A 20,968-nucleotide genomic window follows, 5' to 3' on the forward strand; every position below is an offset into this window, starting at 1 on the left:
CCTTGGCCTTACATGGCTGTTAATTCAATGGTGTGACCGTCAAATACAGAAATGAGGGAATAAAATGATATTATTAGGTATTATCATTGTGGGATTAGCAGGTTATTTAATTTATGCACTTATCAATCCCGAAAAGTTTTAATCAGGAGGAAAAACAATGTTTCAAATTTGCTTAACGCTCATTATATTCGTAGCTATCGCAATACCAGTTGGTCGATATCTTTATAAAGTAACCGATAAAAAACATACATTTGCAGATCCAGTTTTTAATCGAATGGATAATGCAATTTACAAAGTATGTGGAATCAATCAAGAAAAAGAAATGAACTGGAAACAATACATACTATCCTTGATTGCCACCAATGCAGTCATGATTGGAGTTGGATACCTCATTCTCAGACTGCAATTCTTGCCAATATTCAATCCAAACGGTATAAGCGCTATGCCTGCGGATTTATCATTCAACACAATTATTAGCTTTATGACAAACACAAACCTACAACATTATGCAGGAGAAAGTGGATTGTCGTATTTCAGTCAAATGGCTGTTATCACATTTTTAATGTTTACTTCAGCTGCAAGTGGATATGCGGTTTGCATGGCATTCATTCGTGGTATTGTAGGCAAAAAAAGCATGGGTAACTTTTTTGTAGACTTAACAAGGGTAATTACAAGGGTTCTATTGCCATTTAGCCTTATTGTTTCAATATTGTTAATTTGGCAAGGTGTTCCGCAAACATTAAGCGCAAACCAAACAATTCAAACTATAGAAGGTTCTTATCAAGACATCGCAATGGGTCCTGTTGCTTCTTTAGAATCCATAAAGCATTTAGGTACGAATGGCGGTGGTTTCTTTGGAGCAAACTCTGCTACTCCGTTTGAGAATCCAACAATCCTTTCAAACCTATTAGAGCTTCTTTCTATGATGATTTTGCCTGCCGCTTGCGTAATTGCATTTGGCTTAATGGTACACTACCGCAAGAAAGAGCAAAATATTCAAAAAGAAGTGAAAAAAACTCGCGTTTTCTTTGGTAGTGAAGGTAGAACTATTTTTATCGCCATGTCAATTTTATTTATAATCGGCTTAGTTATTTGCTATTTTTCAGAAAGTGCAGGAAATCCAGCATTAGCGCAAGCAGGCTTAAGCCAAAGCATGGGTAGTATGGAAGGTAAAGAAGTTCGATTTGGCGTTGCACAATCTTCTTTATTTACTACCGTTACAACTTCTTTTACAACCGGTACCGTTAATAATATGCATGATACTTTAACTCCTATGGGTGGATTTGTACCATTATTAAATATGATGCTTAATGTTGTATTTGGTGGTAAAGGCGTTGGATTTATGAATATGGCACTTTACGCTATATTAACGGTATTTATCTGTGGACTTCTTGTTGGTAGAACACCTGAATATCTTGGCAAAAAAATTGAAGGCAAGGAAATGAAATTAACTGCTCTTGGCATTATTATTCATCCATTGCTCATTTTAGCTGCTTCTGCTATTGCAGTTGCCACATCCGCTGGTATTGCAGGGATTACTAACCCTGGCTATCATGGATTAACACAAGTCTTATATGAATTCGCATCTTCTGCTGCAAACAACGGCTCTGGCTTTGAAGGATTAGCAGATAACACATTCTTTTGGAACATCTCTACGGGACTAGTAATGTTCTTTGGACGTTATCTTCCTATGATTTTACAACTTGCAATTGCAGGCTCCTTGATGAAAAAACGTCCTGTTAATGAATCTGTCGGAACGTTAAAAACCAGCAGCATGACCTTTACAATTACTTTAGTTATGATTGTACTAATTTTTGCTGCATTAACATTCTTCCCAGTATTATCGCTTGGCCCGGTAGCAGAGCATTTAACTTTATGGAGCTAAACTAATATAAACAAGATATTTCAAGCTAGTTCTTAGAAAGGAAGACAACTATTTTGAGTACGAATAAAAAATCTAAATTTATTACAAAAGATATATTGAAATCTTCTGTAGTAAGTGCATTTAAAAAATTAAACCCAAAATCAATGATTAAAAATCCTGTTATGTTTGTTGTTGAAATTGGATTTATCGTAACCTTATTACTTTGCTTCTTTCCAAATATTTTTGGAGCAAGCGGAGAACATTTAAGAAGTTACAATATTATTGTTTCTATCATTTTATTTATTACTGTTTTATTTGCTAATTTTGCGGAAGCTGTTGCCGAGGGCAGAGGTAAAGCACAAGCGCAAAGCTTAAAGAAAACTCAGAAAGATACAACCGCACGCAGAATTCTACCTAATGGTGAGGAGGAAATCATCAGCTCCAGCGAATTGAAAAAAGGAGATATTGTTTTAGTTCAAGCTGGCGAAGTCATTCCAAACGATGGAGAAGTTATAGAAGGAATTGCATCTGTTGATGAATCCGCAATTACTGGTGAATCTGCACCTGTTGTAAAGGAAAGTGGAGGCGATTTTGCATCCGTTACTGGTGGTACAACAGTTGCGAGTGACTGGTTAAAAATCGAAATTACTTCTTCACCTGGGGAATCTTTCTTAGATAAGATGATTGCTATGGTAGAAGGTGCATCCAGACAAAAAACTCCAAATGAAATTGCATTGAATACACTTTTAGTTAGCCTTACTATCATCTTTTTAATCGTAATTGTAACACTTTATCCAATCGCTCTTTATTGCGGAGTAGAAATTCCGATTTCAACACTCATCGCATTAACGGTGTGCTTAATCCCTACTACAATTGGCGCGTTGCTATCTGCAATCGGTATTGCAGGTATGGATAGAGTAACTCGATTTAATGTTATTGCTTTATCCGGTAAAGCCGTTGAAGCTTGTGGCGATGTTGATACAATGATCCTTGACAAAACAGGAACTATTACATTCGGTAATCGACTTGCTTCGGAATTCATTCCAGTTGAGAATCAAAAACGTTCAAGCTTAATCAAATATTCTTTGGCTTGCTCAATTAAAGATGATACTCCAGAAGGTAAATCTATTGTTGAGTTAGCAAATCAAATGGATGACAATATAGATGTTAGTGCTTATAAAAATGCCCCATTCATTGAATTTACTGCACAAACAAAAATGAGTGGTATTGATTTGCCAGATGGTACTAAGATTCGAAAAGGTGCTGGTGAAGCAATTATCCAATATGTAAAAGAACAAAACGGTATTATTCCTTCTGACTTATCAGAAAAAGTAAGTGATGTTTCTAAACTTGGCGGCACACCTCTTGTTGTTTGCGTTGATAATGTAATTTATGGTGTTATCTATTTAAAAGATACCGTAAAACCTGGATTGGTTGAGCGATTCAAAAGGCTTCGAGAAATCGGTATCAAGACAATTATGTGTACCGGAGATAACCCTCTAACCGCCGCTACAATTGCGCAAGAAGCCGGCGTTGACGGTTTTATTGCAGAATGTAAACCAGAAGATAAAATTGAAGCGATTAAAAAAGAACAATTAGAAGGTAAAATTGTCGCTATGACAGGTGATGGCACCAACGATGCTCCAGCACTAGCACAAGCTGATGTTGGTCTTGCAATGAACAGCGGTACTACTGCTGCGAAAGAAGCAGCAAACATGGTAGACTTAGATTCCGATCCAACGAAAATACTCGAAGTCGTTGAAATTGGTAAACAACTTTTAATTACTCGTGGTTCTTTAACAACATTCAGTATTGCAAACGATGTTGCAAAATACTTTGCAATTATTCCTGCCATGTTTATGTTAGTCATTCCGCAAATGAATGTTTTAAATATCATGCATCTTGCAACTCCAAACAGTGCGATTTTATCTGCTTTAGTTTTCAATGCAATCATTATTCCATTGCTAATTCCGTTAGCAATGAAAGGTGTAAAATACAAGCCAATGAGTTCTAGCAAAATGCTTGCAAAGAATATGCTCGTTTACGGACTTGGTGGTGTACTTACTCCATTTATCGGTATTAAACTAATTGATTTGATTATTGCTCCACTTTTACGCATGATTGGATTATAAAACAAAAATCAGAAAGGAATAAATATATATGAAAAGCGGATTAAAAACAGCCAAGAACGTTGTGCTGTTATCACTGGTTTTATTATTAGTATGTGGTATATTATATCCTTTGCTTGTTACAGGAATAGGGCAACTATTTTTTCCTAAACAAGCAAACGGCAGCTTAATTAAAGTAGACGGAAAAGTTGTTGGATCACAATTAGTTGGTCAAGACTTCAAAGATGACCGCTTTATGAAATGCAGACCATCTGCGGTAAACTATAACACATATACGAAAGAAGAAAAAGAAAATGGAACTTACGGTGGTGTTGGTTCCGGCTCACAAAACTTAGCCCCATCTAACAAGAAGTTGATTGAACGTGTTGAAAAGGATATTGAGAATTTCTTAAAGAAAAATCCTGATGTAAAAAAAGAAGATATTCCAACTGACCTATTAACTGCTTCAGGTTCAGGACTAGACCCACATATTTCACCTGCATCTGCAAAAGTTCAATTTCCTGCTTTAATAAAATCAACTGGTCTATCAGAATCTCAATTGAATGAGATTGTATCTAATAATACAAAAGGTAAAGTTCTTGGTATATTTGGCGAAGAAACTGTTAATGTATTAGAAGTAAACTTGGATATTGCAAAAGCTATAGATATGATTCATTAGTTAACAATTTTTAATGGCGTGTATCAACAGTGATACACGCCATTTTAGTTTGCTATATGATTATTTTACTAAATATCTGTTCTTTGTTACCCCAGAAATCAAGCTTTTCATCTATTTTTGTAAACCCATATTTCTCGTATAGACCTATTTCTCCACTAACCAAATATACTTGTTGAAATCCAAGTTCTTTTGCATATTCGACTGCACTTAAAATCATTTGCTCACTCCATCTTGCTCCCCTAAAGTTTTCATCAACAAACACATAGCCTATGTATGGGGTATATGGGACATCGGGAATGCAATCGGTTTTGGATAATGTGCAGTATCCTGCAATTTGGTTACCTTCACTTGCAACAAAAACCTTTTCCCAATCGGTAAACTTATGCTCTCGCATACCACTTGCTAAGAACGGTCCTGCTTTCCACAAACAGTTTTGTGCGTAAACAATTACTTGTTCCCATAGTTCACTGTCTTCAATTAGTCTAACAACCTTCATTCAGTCCCTACTTTCGTTAGTTGGTAATCCGTTAATTCAATAAATGAATTATTTATTTTATAATAAACTAAATTTTATCACACACCTTAAGAAAATACAACATTTAACAGAAATCTAACTTTTCTTTTCTTGCATTAAACCGACAAGCAAGTTATAATAAAGCTAGTTAATAACTAATTGAATATGGAATAAAGGAGATTTTCATGGAACAAGCAAAATTAGACCGAATCAATGAACTTGCTAGAAAATCAAAAGAAACACAACTTACAGAACAAGAAATTTTAGAGCAACAATTGCTTCGTGCAGAATATATTAAAGCCTATCGTGATAGCTTAAGAAGCTCACTCGATCAAATTGTATTGGTTGACGAAAAAGGCAAAAAAACTAAGCTTAGTCCAAAAAATAAATAATAGATAAAAAAAAGAGAGGGACATATTATGAAACCATTTCAATTCGGCATTATTGGAGCTGGAAACATTGCAAATCGATTTTGTGATGCAGTTACTTTAGTAGAGGATGCAAAAGTTGTTGCAGTTGCAAGTAATACTCCAAACAAGGCAAAAGCATTTGCTGAAACAAACAACCTAGAACGTTACTACCAATCCTATGAAGAAATGCTAAAGTGTGATGATATTGATGCTGTCTATATTGCAACAACGCATAATTTTCATTACGAAAATTTAAAACTATGCATTGAGCATAATAAGCCTGTTATTTGTGAAAAAGCTTTTGTTTTAACAAAAGCACAAGCTGAAGAAGTTTTTTCCCTTGCAAAAGAAAAAGGTGTTTTCGTTATGGAAGCAATGTGGTCAAGATTTTTACCTGTTATCAACAAAGCGAAAGAATGGATTGAAAGCGGAAAACTTGGCGAAATTGATCTTGCTACTTTTATTATTGGATTTAAAGCAGATAATGACCCACAAAATAGAATGTATAATCCAAAACTAGCCGGAGGAGCAATGTATGACATAGGCGTTTATGCCATTGAGATTATGACATATCTTATCAATGAAGAATTAAAGGATGTAAAATCCGTTATTACTCGTCATCCTTGTGGTAATGTTGATAAAGTAGATGCAATGATTCTTCAATTTGAGAACTGCGTTGCTACATTAAATTGTATTATGACCGCAGGAGTACAAAATGAGCTAAATATTTACGGTACCAATGCACGTATTTATATTAAAGATCCACATTACTCTAGTGAATGTACTTTAATTGATGAAAAAGGTGTTGCAGAAACATTCTATTCTCGTTTGGATAATGGCTTTGAACACCAAATTAAAGAAGTTATTTCTTGTATTAAAGCCGGTAAATTAGAAAGCAGCGTTATTCCTCATAAAGATACCATTCAATGTGCTGATATATTTGACCAATGTCTTGGGAACTAAATAAATCACAAAAGCCGCCAGTGAAATGGCGGTTTTTCTTTTATAGCTGTGATTTCTTCATTACAAGGCTTTTTATAATATAAAATAATGTAATGGTAATCCCTATTGCAAACAACACATCTGAGCAAAAATGCGCTCCTGCTACTACCCTACTATATGCCATAATGATAATAACGCTGATTGGTAAGATATAACAAATAACCTTACTAAGCTTATACTCACACGTTTTAGCAAACATCGTCAAAACAATTAGCATACTAGCAGACGTTGTATGACCTGACGGAAAAGAACGATTACCGGTTAACCCTTGTGGCATATACCACGGAGTAAATTGTAATACAGGGTTTGTCATATCTTCAAAACGCATTCTGCCCCAAGTAAATTTCAAGCCATTGATTACTACAGCGGATGCAATTGCTAAATAAATTGTAGTTATGGCAATTGATTTCAGATATAAAAGTGTCGTTATATCTATATTGGTTGTTACAGAAAACAATACTAACACACTAAACAAAAACAAAGCACACAGCAACCACGTTCTTAAATTATTAAATTCAATTACATATTTGAAAAAATAAATAACACCACCAAACAAGCAAAGCAATGAAGCACATATTTTAAACGCTGAATGCTTCACTTCGCTTACTCTGAAATAATACATAAATAAAATAACACCACTATATGTAATCAAAATCCCGGGAATAAATTCCCCAAACCATTCTAATACCTGAGCGCATTTAGATGTTTGATTAACTACTATTTCAGTAATTTTTAAATCAAATACTCCAAAAGTAATTGCCAATGCTCCCCAAAGCAATACTGCAAATGAAATGAACAGAACGGGTTTTTGTTTTTTCTTTGTTAACATATTTATTCTCCTTTTTTGTTGCTATCCTTATTATACAAAAGATAAATATGTTCTTCCATCTCATTACCTTACAGCCAACTTACATTTTTGTAAGAAAAAAAGTAACGTACTACTCGCTACGTTACTTAAATAGTAAAATTATATTAAACCGCAAAAGAAACATCATCAAAGTTAATTGACTGACCGCCTGTAGCTGCTACTTCGAAAGTAATTTTAGCACCGGTTACATTATCAGGTGCTGCAGAAGTAATGAGTTTATAATAAGCAAAATTATTACTTAAAGTTGGCATATCAGAATCTCTAACAGATATTGATCCGTCTGGCTCATCTCCTTCAGTTGTTGTAAATACAACTGTTGCTTCAAACCCAGCATTAGAACCGGAGGCATTAGCAAAAAAGGAAAGCGTATAAAAACAACCTTTGTTAATTTTCGTAACTGTTTGTGTTAGTATACCACCATCTTTAATATTAACAGCAGAATCTCCTGAATGCACCCTTCCTCCAGCTGTCTGTTGAGAAATAGCAGATGAAGTAGTTGTAGACCAATTAGTAGGAACGTTTGCTGTAAATAGCTCCATTCCGCCATTTAAGAGTAATTGACCAGATGAACAGCAAGGTCCTGGAGGTCCTTGTTCGCCTTGTTTACCTGGAGGTCCTTGTTCGCCTTGTTCACCTTGTTCGCCTTGTTCACCTTGTTCGCCTTGTTTACCCGGTGGTCCTGGTGGTCCCGGTGGTCCCGGGCAACAAACATAATTTGGTTGATTGCAGTTACACTGTTTATAACAATGTTGCACACGATCAAAGCAATCGTAGCAATAACCTTTTTCTTTTGGATTATCTTTCATTTAAACCCTCCTAATATGTTATTTAGTATATTATATTCTTAAATATTAATTATGTAACACAAGTTGATGATAAATATAACTTTCTTTCCTAGAAGAATGACAAAACCATTGAAAAATCTTTCTTGGTTTTGATTTGCCCTAAACATAGGACAAAACAAAAAGAGCCCTTAGGCTCTTTAGATTGCATATTAAATCCGAATAAATTTATTTTGCTTTCGCTTTTTTCTCGTCTATTGCTTCTTGATAAACTTTTACAAGATATTCAGCAAGTGCTTCACAACCGTAAATCTTTACAGAGTTAATAACTGAATTTCTTAAATTGTCTTTTTCTTCTTGTGTTTTATTTTTAAAGTTCATCAGTATTTGATACATCTCATCTGCATCTTTATAAATATAACCGTTTACTCCATCAACTACTTGACCTGCATTTAATGGGTCTTGAATATGAATTACAGGCAATCCCGTTGCCATTGCTTCTTTCATAGATATAGAGTTTGTATCAGATAAAGACGCTGTAATATATAATTGACATGCACCATAGTAACAAGGTAAATCATCATGCTCAATTCTTCCAGCAAACGAAACCATATCTGAAATGCCAAGCTCTTTTGCTTGATGCTTTAATTCATCTAGACAAGGGCCTTCACCAAGTATCAATAGTTTTAGCTTATCTTCTTTTTTAACGTTTTTTGACCAATAATTTAAAAGAACATCAACGCTTTTTTCTCTGCCTAATCTACCACAAAATGAAATTAATATTTCATCATCTGCAACATGATATTGATTGCGAATTTCTTGTGCTCTTACCTTATCAACATTATGCGGATTGAATACATCTAGTTCTACCGGATTAGGAACAACATTTACACTCTTTTGTGCACCGCATTCATCAAAAAACTCTTGTACTTTTTGAGATGGTCCTGTTAATGCTGTTGCATGTTTTGCTAAATATTTAACGTAACGATGGGATACTTTTCTTAACATAGGTACCAACTTTTTTGGTGCAATATAATACAAATAATCATCATACATTGTATGCAATGTATATACTAATGGAATTTGCAAACGATCGGCAATTAGCGTTCCAGATAAACCAACACCAAATTCATTGTGGATATGAATTACATCAGGATCAAAATCTCTTAAGATTTTTAAACGTTTATGACTTAAAGGGGAAGCTAAACCATAATTATATAATTTTTTAAACAATTTTGCAGGGCAGTTTAATACGCCGTCTTCAATATAATGATGATGAGTCTTTGTATTTGCTGTTACGACTAATACTTCATGGCCTGTTTTCTCAAGTCCATCTTTTAGCGCTTTCACATGAGTAACCACACCATTAATATATGGTAAGTATGTCTCAGTAAATAAAGCTACCTTCATTTTATGATCCTCCTTGATTGTACTGACAATCAGTACACTCATCTATTTTTTGTTTCATATTTATAATAACGATTATAATCAATAAAAAATTCAAATCTTTTTGAACTTTTTATGAATTTGTAAAAAATAATTAAAAACAGGTTTTAGACGAGTATAACAAAATTTTCACATAAAGTAAAGTATTTATTTTAATACTAAATAATTTTCTGAAATTCATTTTTAAGGCGCTTAATAATTCGCTTCTCCAAACGAGAAATATATGATTGAGAAATACCAATCATATCGGCAACTTCTTTTTGAGTTTTCTCTTCACCAGTCTTTAGCCCAAATCGAAGTTCCATAATTACTCGCTCACGTTCACTTAATTTATTCACACAAGAAATCAATAATTCTCGCTCAATTTCGTTTTCTAAATCTCGATTTACGGTATCCGGATCTGTTCCCAATAAATCGGATAGCAATAACTCATTGCCGTCCCAATCCACATTTAATGGTTCGTCAATCGAAATATCATTTTTAGAAAGTGTACTTTTTCTTAAAAACATTAATATTTCGTTTTCAATACATCGAGATGCGTAAGTTGCCAGCTTTATATTTTTACTTGGACAAAAAGTATTTACAGCTTTAATTAGTCCAATGGTTCCAATTGATATTAGATCTTCAATTCCGATTCCTGTAGATTCAAATTTTTTCGCAATATATACAACTAAACGAAGATTATGTACAATTAAAATATCTCTAGCCTCTGGTTCGTTCGCTTCCAGCTTGGTAAAAACAATACTTTCCTCTTCTTTTGTTAGTGGTGGTGGTAATGTTTCAGGCCCATTAATATAATGAACATATTCTCGTCCAAATAAACGATTTAACATCCTTTTGAAGTAGTACTTCATTTTCATTACTAAGTTTTTCATAACCGCCGCTCCCTTTTCATCAATATTAAAATTTCATTTTACTGGTTATTGCAGTTTCAACACTCTTTTCATTTCCTTTATTCTTATTGCTATTTCCGATGCTTTCTACATTACATAACATTGCTGTACTAATTAATGCTTGAAAATCTCCGTCAGATAGCTTTTGAGTCGTTACTGCTACTAAAGCATTAGTTTCCATTTTCTTTTGTTTATGTACTAACGTAATCTTATCCGGCTTAAAAGCCATCAAACATCCTGTACCACTGACAACGCTAACAGGTATCATTCGTATTTTTTTTGAGATTAAGTAGGTATCTTCCTTATCCAGCAAAGCTTCTTGTGGCGATTCAAAATAAGCGTATAATCTTTTAGGTAGTAATGATTTTAGTTCGGTTAATTCACAAACCATAATCGGAAGCCCAGTAAACGCATCGGTCAACTTATTTCCTGTATCAAGTAATGCTGATATCATTGTTTCTCGGCCATCCAATGATAATATCACGTAATAACAATCTTTGGTTTGATTTCGTTTGTTCAAAAAATAAGTAAAAGCAGTAATAATTAAATATGCAATTATGGTAAAAATAGCTATAGCAAGTGCAGAGATATTAAAATATACTACTCCATTTTTATATTGCATTGAAGCCGGAGTAATAAAATACCAAAGGCAAAACATTAGTCCACCGAAAATAAAATTCACAAGGAAAAACACCAATGTTGCTTTTACAAAAAAGCGTATTCGTTTATTAAAGAAAGCAATTGCGCTTAATGATAACCCCATTGCGATTTTTATCAGGGTAAATTCAATAAAATTTATATTAAATAATATTAAAAGGGAATAAGCACCTGAAACTAAACAGGCAATTATCATACGCAGGTTTGAAACAGATACGCCTAATATCTTTTTGGTGCAAGCAAATAAAAAATAGCTTACATAAATATTCAATAAAATGAGTACATCAATATAAATTGTTTCTTTCACTGTCCATCACCTACAATTTATAGTATATTACATTGGATAGGAAAACTATGTCAATTTTGGAATGCAATTTATTGTTTTTATTTGATGTATTCTGTTGACTATACTTTTATTAGATAGTATTATATATGTAATTGCGAAATTTACTAGTTTAGAAGGATTTTTATAATATGAAAGACAATATTATTAACTATTTTAAGCTGCATACTCCCAATATTATTTGGAGTATTGTTATCTTAGTTGTAGGGCTAATTTTAGTGAAGTTCTTCATGAGCATACTAAAAAAGATCTTTAAGAAGTCAAAGCTAGACCCTATATGCCACAAATTTATTTTATCATTCATTAAAGTTACGCTGTATATTATAGTTGGAATCTCCGCTTTAACTGAATTGGGTGTGCCTCCAACATCACTAATTACCGTATTAGGTGCAGCAGGACTTGCTATTGGGCTTGCAGTTCAAGATAGCTTAGCAAATTTAGCAGGTGGATTTATCTTACTTTTTACAAAGCCATTTAAAGTTGGTGATTATATTCAAATTGCTGATATTACAGGTACCGTAAAGCATATCAACGTTTTGCAAACCAAGCTTGATACGATTGATAACAAAGCAATTTTTATCCCAAACGGGCAAGTTTCGACTGCAAAAATTATCAACTATTCTGCTGAACCAACTAGGCGATTGGATTTGGTTTTTTCCATTGGTTATCAAGCTGATTTTCAATTTGTAAAGCAGTTGCTTACAGATATTGTTGAAAAAAATCCACTAACATTAAAAGATCCACCGCCAATTATTCGTATGACTGAGCATGGTGCAAGCTCTATTAAAATTGCAGTAAAAGTATGGGTATTAACTGAAAACTATATGGATTTAAACTTTGATTTATTAGAAGAAGTTAAACTCGCATTCGACAAAAATAAAATTACAATTCCATTTACTCAAATGGATGTAAATATTATATCAAAAGAGAAATAGACTCAATTACTTGAGGAGAGGATATTACCATGAGAAAGCATTGTGCCATTATAACTCCACCGCAACCACCCCTCTATACTGACTTATTAAAGCAAGAGCTTACCAACAAAGAAATTACTGCTACTTGCTATTCATGGAACGATATTGAATATAAAAATGTATTCGATATTAAAAACAACCAAACTGTTATCATTACCGATGCGAATAATTGTCCTGCATTTTTACCAAATATGGTAAGTGAATTTTTAAAGCAAGGTGGCAACATCGTTACACTTGGAGGACCGCCATTTGCAAATGAGTTTTATAATAAGAATAATGAAGAAATCGACATTCACGCAATCAAGAAGCTAATGACTCAAGGCGCTTTTGACAAAACTGTCATTCTTCCTTTTCACTCTCCAAATGATTTACTGGGTTTTGAAAAAGATACTTATAATCCCGATAGCAAGAAATATGAAGGAGATGCCACGCTTTCTTTAGTAGAAGAAGGATTTGTGTCCTCCCACTGCTTAAAATATCATACAAATGAATTTATGATCAACGAAAGTTTTGAAAAAGAAATTCAAATAAAAAAAGGTCATAACGTAATTGGATTTTATGCAAAGGCTGATGAAAACACCAAAACGATTACAATTTCATTAATCCAAACAAACGGCGATATGTTTAAAACAAGAATTACGCCATCTACTAATTTTCAATTCTTTATGTTATCAAAAAAAGAATTTGTTTACTACGGTAATCGTCAAGGTATTCATCACGAAAAACGACCTGTATATGTCAATTTTGATGAAGTTTGCAAAATACAATTCGGACATGCTTTATCATTTGCTTATTCAGTTGCCGGAGAACATGCATTTTATATTGATGAACTTTCCAGCGCACACATTGCAATATTGAACGACGAAAAAGTGTCAATTGATGGATTATATCCCGAATATAAGTTCTGTCCCGTAACAAACGCTGTGAAGCTGCAATGCTATGAAAAGCAAGCTTTTTTATCTCAATCAGATTTAGAACTTCCAAGTGATTTATTTTCTCTATCTCCTAGAGCACAAAGTACCGGTATTGATAAGCAAAGAAGATTTCGTTTTGTACCACTGATTGAAGCTTTGGATGAGCACAATCAGCGATGTGGTTATGCTGCGTATATGTTTTTAAACTATAATACTTCTAATCGCAAATCGCTACATAATAAAAGTACAATTGTTGCATACACGACAAATGACTACAACTTTTATGAAAGCGGCGGTGCTCTTAGTGTTGCTGAAGCTGTTGACAGTATTTTTATGCCTGTTGTTTTATTAGAAGGTGGCTCTAATGAATATATCTATTTAGAAGACGACACAATTGCAGCTTTCGGAGCAGTAGTTTGCGTTCGAGATAAGGATTTAGCCGACTCTTATCATGTTCGTATTCAAGTAGGAAACAAGACCAGAACATATGATCTAAATGAACTATCCCATTTAGAAAATAAAGATGGCTTAGATTTACGGTTAATCGCATTTGAAGATACTCCGCAAGAAACGAATGTATCGGTTTCACTTATAAAAGATGAAACTGTTTATGATATTCTTACACATGATATTATTATTCATCACCCAAAACCAATTGAAGAACGCAAGTTTGCACATATTCAAAAAGGTGAAAACGAAATCTATATTGGCGATAAGCCTGTTCGATTTTTTGGGGTCAACTATATGCCTACTTGCAACATCGGTATGGAAACCGGTGAGGAGTTTGAGCATTATGTAGCTTCATTTGCATATGATCCGGATATTATTGAAGCAGATTTGAAACGTATTTGTGATGTTGGATTAAATGCTGTGTCTATCTTTATGCATTACAACCCGTCTATTCACTCAAACAATATCCTTCACCTAGTTTCTCTATGTGAAAAATACGGACTATATGCTGATTTAGCAATTCGTCCAAACGCTAACCCATTTGAATTCAATGAAAAAGAAGTAAAAGAAATGATTACGAAATATGGTTTTCAAGAAAACGATACCATTGTAGCTTATGACATTGCTTGGGAGCGTTACTTAGGAACATATGAACCATGTTATGGAAACTTCAACGGTAGAAAATCATTAGATGCTGATTGGAGACAATATATATTAAACCGTTATGGTTCAGTTAAAAATGCGGAGAAAATTTGGCAATATCGAGCTCCACGCAACGATAAGAACGAAGTAATTGGTGTAACAGACGATATGCTTCGTGAAGATGGTCCACACAATGCTATGGTGGCAGCTTATCGTAATTTTGCTGATGGAATTGTTGCATTCAAACACATCAAAGCAATGCAATATATGAAATCTATTGATCCTAACCATATGATTAGCCCTAGAACTGGAGACGCTTCTACGATTCCTTTAGTTGATCCTGGAATTTATGGCTATGACTACAAAGCACTTGCCTCTTCTATGGAATTTATGTCACCGGAAAGCTATGCTTTATCCGACAGCTATAAAAGTATGCGTCAAGGCATTTTTACAAACATTTATTCTCGATATGCTAATCCCGATAATGTAGTTATTTGGAAAGAGTTTGGTAAATCCATTTGGATTGGTTCAAACTTTGTTAATAATCATAAATCGGAGGAATTCCAAGCAGAATACTACAGACGATTCTTCGATATGCTAATACAAGGTCACACAGCAGGCTTATACGCTTGGTGGTGGGCAGGTGGATACCGCATTGGTGAGAATAGTGACTTTGGAATCATTGCCCCTGACGGCTCTGATAGACCTGTTACAAAGGTATTTCGTGAGTATGCAGATAAATTTATCCATGCGCCGGCAATGAAAAAACCTGAATTGCATATTATTATCGACAGAGATTTGCATGCAAATGGATTGATGGCTATGTATCAAGAAATGGAGCAAGAGTTATTTGGCGCAGTTGAAGCGGGTACGACAGTTGCGTTTGTTGATGGTGGAACAGGAAAAACTTCTGCTGATGTTGCGCTTATTGAAGTTGGTAATCTGGAGCCTTGTGGATGTGTACCGAAATATCTAAATTGCGTAATTTCTGATATTACAGTTTCATTTGATGGTAAAAAAGCATTTCCAGTCAAGAATGGTGATATTATTTTTGTAGATAATCATCAGGCTATGACTATTTCAGTAACAGCCGTAAACACGGAAAAAGCAACATGGTTGAGCGGAGATTCTTTTGGCAGTGTACTTTTAAAAACGACTGATCAATCAGACTTTGCTTTTGAATCCACATTACACCAAAATGTTGCTTCACTCGAATTTGTAACAAATTCAATTACCATCCCTTGTAAAAAAGATATATCCATTGAGTTTGCATTCTGTGCTAAAGATAGAACATTCTTTGGTGAACGTATGAAGTTGAAGTTGAAATAAGTTAAAAAATAGCCCCTGATTTCAGGGGCTATTTTCGATTTTGGATTGTGACTTTACATGGTTGATATTATAATTCAAATGTGATACGATAATAAAACACTATTTCAATAATTTACATTTAACAATCCATATTTAATTTACAAAGGTTAACGGTCAATATACTGCTCTTTTACTATTACTTCTATTTTTCTACTACGATTACTTCTACACCCACTTCTTCGATTTTCAAAATTTCGTCTTCAACTGTTTCCCAATCCGTTATTAACTTATCAAATTTATTAATATCTGCAACCTTAATAAATGCGTTTGTTCCAACCTTTTGGCATGGCATTAACAATATATTTTGTCGTGAATTTTCAATAACAGCCCTTTGAAAAGTTGCCGTTTCATCTGTGCCATTGGATAAGCCAAATTCAGCAGTAACTCCAGCTCCAGTTAAAAAGCTTATATCAAAATGAAGGTTTTTTATAAAAGATGTTGCCATACTATCCACCATTGCCGAACCACCGTTCAAACGCATCTTTCCTCCTGCGAGGTAAACTGTTACATTGTCCCAATACTTAAATTTATCAGCAAGCGTTGGAGAATTAAGAACTACTGTATATTTGATATTTTTTGGAAGATACATAGTCGTTATAAACCCAAAAGTACCACTTGTCAGAAATATAATATCACCATCTTTAATAAGTTCTGCGGCTTTTTTTGCAATAACAGCATAGTGCTCATCAATAGTCATATTATCAAAGTCACGATGGCGAGGAGGGCACATACCTACAGGTAAAATGGGAATTGCTCCTCCATGAGTACGTTTTAATAGTCCTTTTTCTTCTAGTATTCTTAAATCTCTCCTTGCTGAGTCAACTGAAACACCATATTTTTCCTGTATTTCACCAATAGATATTCTGCCATTTACCTTAATGCTGTTTAAGATATCTTGATGCCTTTCTTCGATAAACATAGATTTCACCTCGTAATTCAATTTAAGATAAATAAGTGCCGGCTTTTATTCATCTTTGTTAACATTTTATAACTATCGTTAACGTTTGTCAAGATATTATTTAAAAATGATTAACAATAATTAACTATCAGTAATGATAAAAGAATAACAATCATTTGATCATAATAAGTATAATGCCAAAAGCACTATCATTTTAAAAATGATAGTGCTTTTATAAATTCTTACAAATTTAGGGGTTCTTTTCTACTAATCAATTGACTTTAACGATTCTACCATATCAATTTTTTTGAGCTTAAAATACATTACGAAATTCACAAAGGCAGCAAAACCAGCTGTAAGTAATGCTGACCATACATAGCTCATAAAATGTATTTTTCGGCTGAACATAATCATATCAATTTCTACTGTTTGGATGACATAGTTATGGAGAAATACACCTAAGATTAAACCTGCAATACAACCGATAACCGTTAACATAGCAGTTTCACGATAAATATATGCACTTACCTCTTTGTTGTAAAATCCCAATACCTTTATGGTAGCTAATTCCCTTTGCCGTTCTGTTACATTGATGTTTGTAAGGTTATACAAAACAATAAAAGCAAGTAATCCCGAAGAGATAATCAAAACTACGATAACGATGTTTAAACTGGTTAGCATATCATCAAACTGAGAGGTCATGTCTTTTAAGAACTGAACTGTTGTTATGTTATCATCTTTCATTAAGCTTGTGGATAATGCTTTTTCATCGGATATTTGACCTGATGTTTTCGCTACCATTTCATTATATTTAGGTTCTGCTCCGAAAATCTCTTGATACTTTTCTGACGACAGATAAACATTTTGACCAATATAATTTTCTGTAACACCAGTTACTTTTGCCACAACTGATTTACCGTCTCGCTCTTTTATTGTGATTTTATCACCAATATGGATACCTAATGTTCTTATCATTTTCTCTGAAATAACAACGCTATCTTTGTTAAATCCTACATCCTCATGGCTTGCTCTTGTTCTTAATGCAACAAACGCTTTGAGTTTTTTCGTTTCTTTTGGAACAATTAAGTTTCCGCTTTCCGTCTTACCGTTAAAAGAAAAATCCATTGCTTTATTTAATTCGATTAAAGTATCTTTAAAATAGTTCTTATCATTTAATAATGCTTTCGTTTTTTCAGTAAAATCATCGCTTGCTATTCCTATAACAGAATTGTATTGATAAATATCCTTATACTGATTACCTACAATATCAGTAACTGAATTTTTAATTCCAAAGCCCGTTAATAGCAATGCAGTACATCCTGCAATTCCAATCACTGTCATAAACAAACGCTTTTTAAATCGGAATAAATTTCGAGCCGTTACCTTCTTTAAAAAAGACATATGATTCCATATGAAGGTCACTTGTTCCATTAAAATACGTCTTCCAGGTTTAGGCGCACGAGGCAGCATCATAGCAGCAGGTGATTCACGTAGCGTTGCAGCACAAGCAAGATAGGTTGCAGTTAATGTACAAAGTACAGCTGAGCCTGCTGCTGCGAATGTGATGCCCCAATGAATATTCGGACGAATTGTCGGTGCTGTATACATCATGTTATATGCATTCCAAACGATATTCGGTAAAAGATTACTTAAAATTGCAATACCAAATGCACTACCTAAAATACTTGCAAATGCCGCATAAAGCAGATATTTAGACATAATCGTAACATTGCTATAACCTAAGGCTTTGTGCGTACCAATTAAAACTCGCTCTTCTTCCACCATACGAGTCATTGTTGTTAGCGCTACAAGGGCAGCTACTAAAAAGAAAATGAGTGGGAAAACCGTTGCTATTGATGCCATTCTATCTGCATCAGAAAAGAAGCTCACATAGCCAACATTTGTATTACGATCAAGCACATACCATTGCGGTTTGCTGATTTTTGCAATCTCTTTTTTCCCGGTATCAATTTGCTTTTGTGCATCCGTCAGCTTTTCTTCTGCTTTTTGTTTGTTTATAACATACTCCGCTTTTCCCTTTTCTAGTTGTCTCTTTCCAGCTTCATATTGAGCTTTGCCTTTTTCTAACGTCTTCTGAGATTCATCTAACTTTATTTTAGCTTCTATAAGCTGCTTTTGTATGACTTGCTTTGTCTGTTCAAGCGTTGCCTTTCCTATTTCAAGTTGTTTTTTTAAAGATTCAGCTTGCTCATTCTGCCCCGATTGAGTTAGTGCTGCTATTTGTTCTTCTAGCTTTTGCAAATCGTTCTCGGTGTCTTTGACCTTTTGTTCCAACAGTTGCTTATTGGTATTATATTCTGCAAAGCCTTGATCAAGTGCATTTTGCCCATTCACAATTTCATTCTTAGCTTTTATGAGATCTTTCTCACTACGTTGTATTTTTTGTGAAGCATCATTCAACTCATTTTCTGCTTTTGCTTTATTTACTTCCAACTCTGCTTGAGAATCTTCGATTTTTTTATTTGCCTTTTCTTTTATTTCAGCAAAGCGAATACTCTTTTGATTTTCCGCTACTGCTTTTATACTAGCAGTTACTGCTTCGATTTTTTTATCATATTCAGCTTGAAAGCTTTCAAGTTGTTTCACGCCTTTAACTGTTACAAACAAATCTGTATAAACTTCTTGTTGAAAGCTTGAATTCAACACATAAATAAAACGATCAAGCCTACCGTTGCCAATAGAAGTAGAGCCTAAATTATAAGCAATATAATAAGAGCTATCAACAAAACCAACTACTTTGAATTCATCCGCTTTTAATTGCTTGCTTAGTTCTTCGTCATAATCAGCAATTTTTATTGTATCGCCTATCTTGTAATGACTTCTAAACATCTTCCCCATATCAAGAACACATTCTTTTGAATTGCTAGGGAAACGTCCTTTTACTAAACGTGGCCTATTAATATAGTCTTGAGCTTGACTATTAACCAAATTATCGGGTATACCATGAATTCGAATATTTTGTTTGATGTCTTTATAGTTTGCAGAAATATCAATGGAATTAGATGGCATTACACCTTCCACATTACTCATACTTTGAATAGCGGCAACATCATCTTTTGTAAAACCCATAGTTGATATCAAATGAATATCCATAAAGTTGCTATTGTCATAATAATTTTCTGCTGTTGCCCTCATATATGGGGCAGAGGAATATAATCCTGCAAAAAAGCCGGCACCCAAAGCTACGATACCCATAATGGCTAAAAATCGGCTCAATGAACTTTTTATAGAATGCCTTACTTCTTTTCGAAATGTTTTGTTGGTTTGAAAATGTCTACTGAACAATTTACTCATTACCACTCAATTCCTTCCGCCGTTACTGGATTTGAGTTAATTTGAACGTCCACTACTTTTCCGTTATTCACTTTTATAATTCGATCTGCCATTTTCGTAAATGCTTTATTATGTGTAATTACAATTACTGTATGACCTGATTTTTTACAAGTATCTTGAAGTAACTGCAAAATCGTTTTACCTGTATTATAATCTAATGCGCCCGTCGGCTCATCACACAAAAGCAACTTTGGATTTTTGGCAATTGCACGAGCAATCGACACACGCTGTTGTTCTCCGCCTGAAAGCTGCGCAGGAAAATTTGAAATACGATTTTCAAGCCCTACCTCTGTTAATACTTCTTTTGCATCTAATGGATTTTTGCATATTTGTGCTGCAAGTTCTACATTTTCCAATGCCGTTAAGTTTTGTACTAAATTATAAAACTGGAACACGAATCCAACGTCATAGCGGCGATACTCGGTTAATTGACGTTGATTATATTTACTAACTTCCTGACCATCTAAAAAAATTTTACCGCTCGAACAAGTATCCATTCCGCCAAGCATATTCAATACTGTTGTTTTTCCGGCTCCGCTTGGGCCTACTATAACAACAAACTCCCCCTTCTCAATGGAAAACGTGATTCCATTGGAAGCATAAATTTTTTGTTCCCCTACTTGATAATATTTCGTTACATCTTGAAACTCAACAAAAGCCATTATGCCCCTCCAAAATTCATACTATACACCTATTATAGTTTTATTGACATGGAATACTATTCCATTTTGTTGCGCAGCTATTAACGAACTGTAAATATGTCTGATAAATGCAAGAAAAGACAGGCTATACACCTGTCTTC

The 20,968-nt window shown here is 34.1% G+C and carries 17 protein-coding genes; 8 read left to right on the top strand and 9 right to left on the bottom strand.

Features of this window, described 5'->3' with window-relative positions; all coding sequences use genetic code 11:
* Window positions 1–64 precede the first annotated feature (64 nt).
* The 4 genes from kdpF to RBG61_RS02695 are packed head-to-tail and all read left to right on the top strand — an operon-like array spanning window position 65 to window position 4,651.
* Window positions 65–142: a K(+)-transporting ATPase subunit F gene (gene kdpF / locus RBG61_RS14005; protein ID WP_373889735.1), complete on the top strand. Its 78-nt coding sequence runs from the start codon at window positions 65–67 to the stop codon at window positions 140–142.
* Between the two features lie 15 nt (window positions 143–157).
* Entirely contained in the window at window positions 158–1,885 is a 1,728-nt protein-coding gene (gene kdpA / locus RBG61_RS02685) for a potassium-transporting ATPase subunit KdpA (protein ID WP_307945476.1), read from the top strand.
* Window positions 1,886–1,938: 53 nt separating this feature from the next.
* Window positions 1,939–3,996, top strand: coding sequence for a potassium-transporting ATPase subunit KdpB (gene kdpB / locus RBG61_RS02690; protein WP_307945478.1), 2,058 nt, complete (start codon window positions 1,939–1,941; stop codon window positions 3,994–3,996).
* A 28-nt stretch (window positions 3,997–4,024) separates the two neighbouring features.
* Complete coding sequence (locus RBG61_RS02695) at window positions 4,025–4,651, top strand: K(+)-transporting ATPase subunit C (RefSeq protein WP_307945479.1); 627 nt, start codon at window positions 4,025–4,027, stop codon at window positions 4,649–4,651.
* A 52-nt stretch (window positions 4,652–4,703) separates the two neighbouring features.
* Here RBG61_RS02695 and RBG61_RS02700 read toward each other — a convergent pair whose 3' ends face one another.
* Window positions 4,704–5,147 carry a GNAT family N-acetyltransferase gene (locus tag RBG61_RS02700; RefSeq protein ID WP_307945480.1) on the bottom strand — a complete coding sequence of 148 codons (444 nt, stop codon included), beginning with the start codon at window positions 5,145–5,147 and terminating at the stop codon, window positions 4,704–4,706.
* Between the two features lie 203 nt (window positions 5,148–5,350).
* Between RBG61_RS02700 and RBG61_RS02705 the strand changes: the two genes are divergently transcribed.
* Window positions 5,351–5,557 carry a DUF896 domain-containing protein gene (locus tag RBG61_RS02705; RefSeq protein WP_307945482.1) on the top strand — a complete coding sequence of 69 codons (207 nt, stop codon included), beginning with the start codon at window positions 5,351–5,353 and terminating at the stop codon, window positions 5,555–5,557.
* 27 nt (window positions 5,558–5,584) lie between these two features.
* Window positions 5,585–6,538 (top strand): Gfo/Idh/MocA family protein, encoded by a 954-nt coding sequence (locus tag RBG61_RS02710; protein ID WP_307945486.1) that lies wholly within the window; start codon window positions 5,585–5,587, stop codon window positions 6,536–6,538.
* 40 nt (window positions 6,539–6,578) lie between these two features.
* Here the strand turns inward: RBG61_RS02710 and RBG61_RS02715 are convergent, their stop codons facing one another.
* From RBG61_RS02715 to RBG61_RS02735, 5 genes are all read right to left on the bottom strand, one after another.
* Complete coding sequence (locus RBG61_RS02715; protein WP_307945487.1) at window positions 6,579–7,406, bottom strand: phosphatase PAP2 family protein; 828 nt, start codon at window positions 7,404–7,406, stop codon at window positions 6,579–6,581.
* Between the two features lie 143 nt (window positions 7,407–7,549).
* Window positions 7,550–8,251 (bottom strand): hypothetical protein, encoded by a 702-nt coding sequence (locus RBG61_RS02720; protein WP_307945489.1) that lies wholly within the window; start codon window positions 8,249–8,251, stop codon window positions 7,550–7,552.
* 204 nt (window positions 8,252–8,455) lie between these two features.
* On the bottom strand, window positions 8,456–9,637 hold the full coding sequence (locus RBG61_RS02725) for a glycosyltransferase (protein WP_307945491.1): 1,182 nt from the start codon (window positions 9,635–9,637) through the stop codon (window positions 8,456–8,458).
* A 194-nt stretch (window positions 9,638–9,831) separates the two neighbouring features.
* Window positions 9,832–10,548 (bottom strand): RNA polymerase sporulation sigma factor SigE, encoded by a 717-nt coding sequence (gene sigE / locus RBG61_RS02730; protein ID WP_373889723.1) that lies wholly within the window; start codon window positions 10,546–10,548, stop codon window positions 9,832–9,834.
* Between the two features lie 25 nt (window positions 10,549–10,573).
* Window positions 10,574–11,530, bottom strand: a complete 957-nt coding sequence (locus RBG61_RS02735; protein ID WP_307945494.1) for a sigma-E processing peptidase SpoIIGA — start codon at window positions 11,528–11,530, stop codon at window positions 10,574–10,576.
* A 167-nt stretch (window positions 11,531–11,697) separates the two neighbouring features.
* Here RBG61_RS02735 and RBG61_RS02740 point away from each other — a divergent pair, with 167 nt between their 5' ends.
* Together RBG61_RS02740 and RBG61_RS02745 are read left to right on the top strand one after the other, a co-directional pair.
* The gene (locus tag RBG61_RS02740) at window positions 11,698–12,501 is read left to right on the top strand and encodes a mechanosensitive ion channel family protein (protein ID WP_307945495.1); all 804 of its coding nucleotides are present in this window, start codon (window positions 11,698–11,700) and stop codon (window positions 12,499–12,501) included.
* Between the two features lie 29 nt (window positions 12,502–12,530).
* Window positions 12,531–15,875 carry a hypothetical protein gene (locus RBG61_RS02745; RefSeq protein WP_307945498.1) on the top strand — a complete coding sequence of 1,115 codons (3,345 nt, stop codon included), beginning with the start codon at window positions 12,531–12,533 and terminating at the stop codon, window positions 15,873–15,875.
* A 181-nt stretch (window positions 15,876–16,056) separates the two neighbouring features.
* Here RBG61_RS02745 and RBG61_RS02750 read toward each other — a convergent pair whose 3' ends face one another.
* The 3 genes from RBG61_RS02750 to RBG61_RS02760 form a co-directional block, all read right to left on the bottom strand.
* Window positions 16,057–16,833 (bottom strand): DeoR/GlpR family DNA-binding transcription regulator, encoded by a 777-nt coding sequence (locus RBG61_RS02750; protein ID WP_307945500.1) that lies wholly within the window; start codon window positions 16,831–16,833, stop codon window positions 16,057–16,059.
* Window positions 16,834–17,079: 246 nt separating this feature from the next.
* The gene (locus RBG61_RS02755; RefSeq protein WP_307945502.1) at window positions 17,080–20,127 is read right to left on the bottom strand and encodes an FtsX-like permease family protein; all 3,048 of its coding nucleotides are present in this window, start codon (window positions 20,125–20,127) and stop codon (window positions 17,080–17,082) included.
* Window positions 20,127–20,831, bottom strand: a complete 705-nt coding sequence (locus RBG61_RS02760) for an ABC transporter ATP-binding protein (RefSeq protein ID WP_307947182.1) — start codon at window positions 20,829–20,831, stop codon at window positions 20,127–20,129. The genes RBG61_RS02755 and RBG61_RS02760 overlap by 1 nt, the downstream gene beginning before the upstream one ends.
* Between the last annotated feature and the right edge of the window lie 137 nt (window positions 20,832–20,968).

Source organism: Paludicola sp. MB14-C6 (assembly GCF_030908625.1).
Taxonomy (GTDB): domain Bacteria; phylum Bacillota; class Clostridia; order Oscillospirales; family Ruminococcaceae; genus Paludihabitans.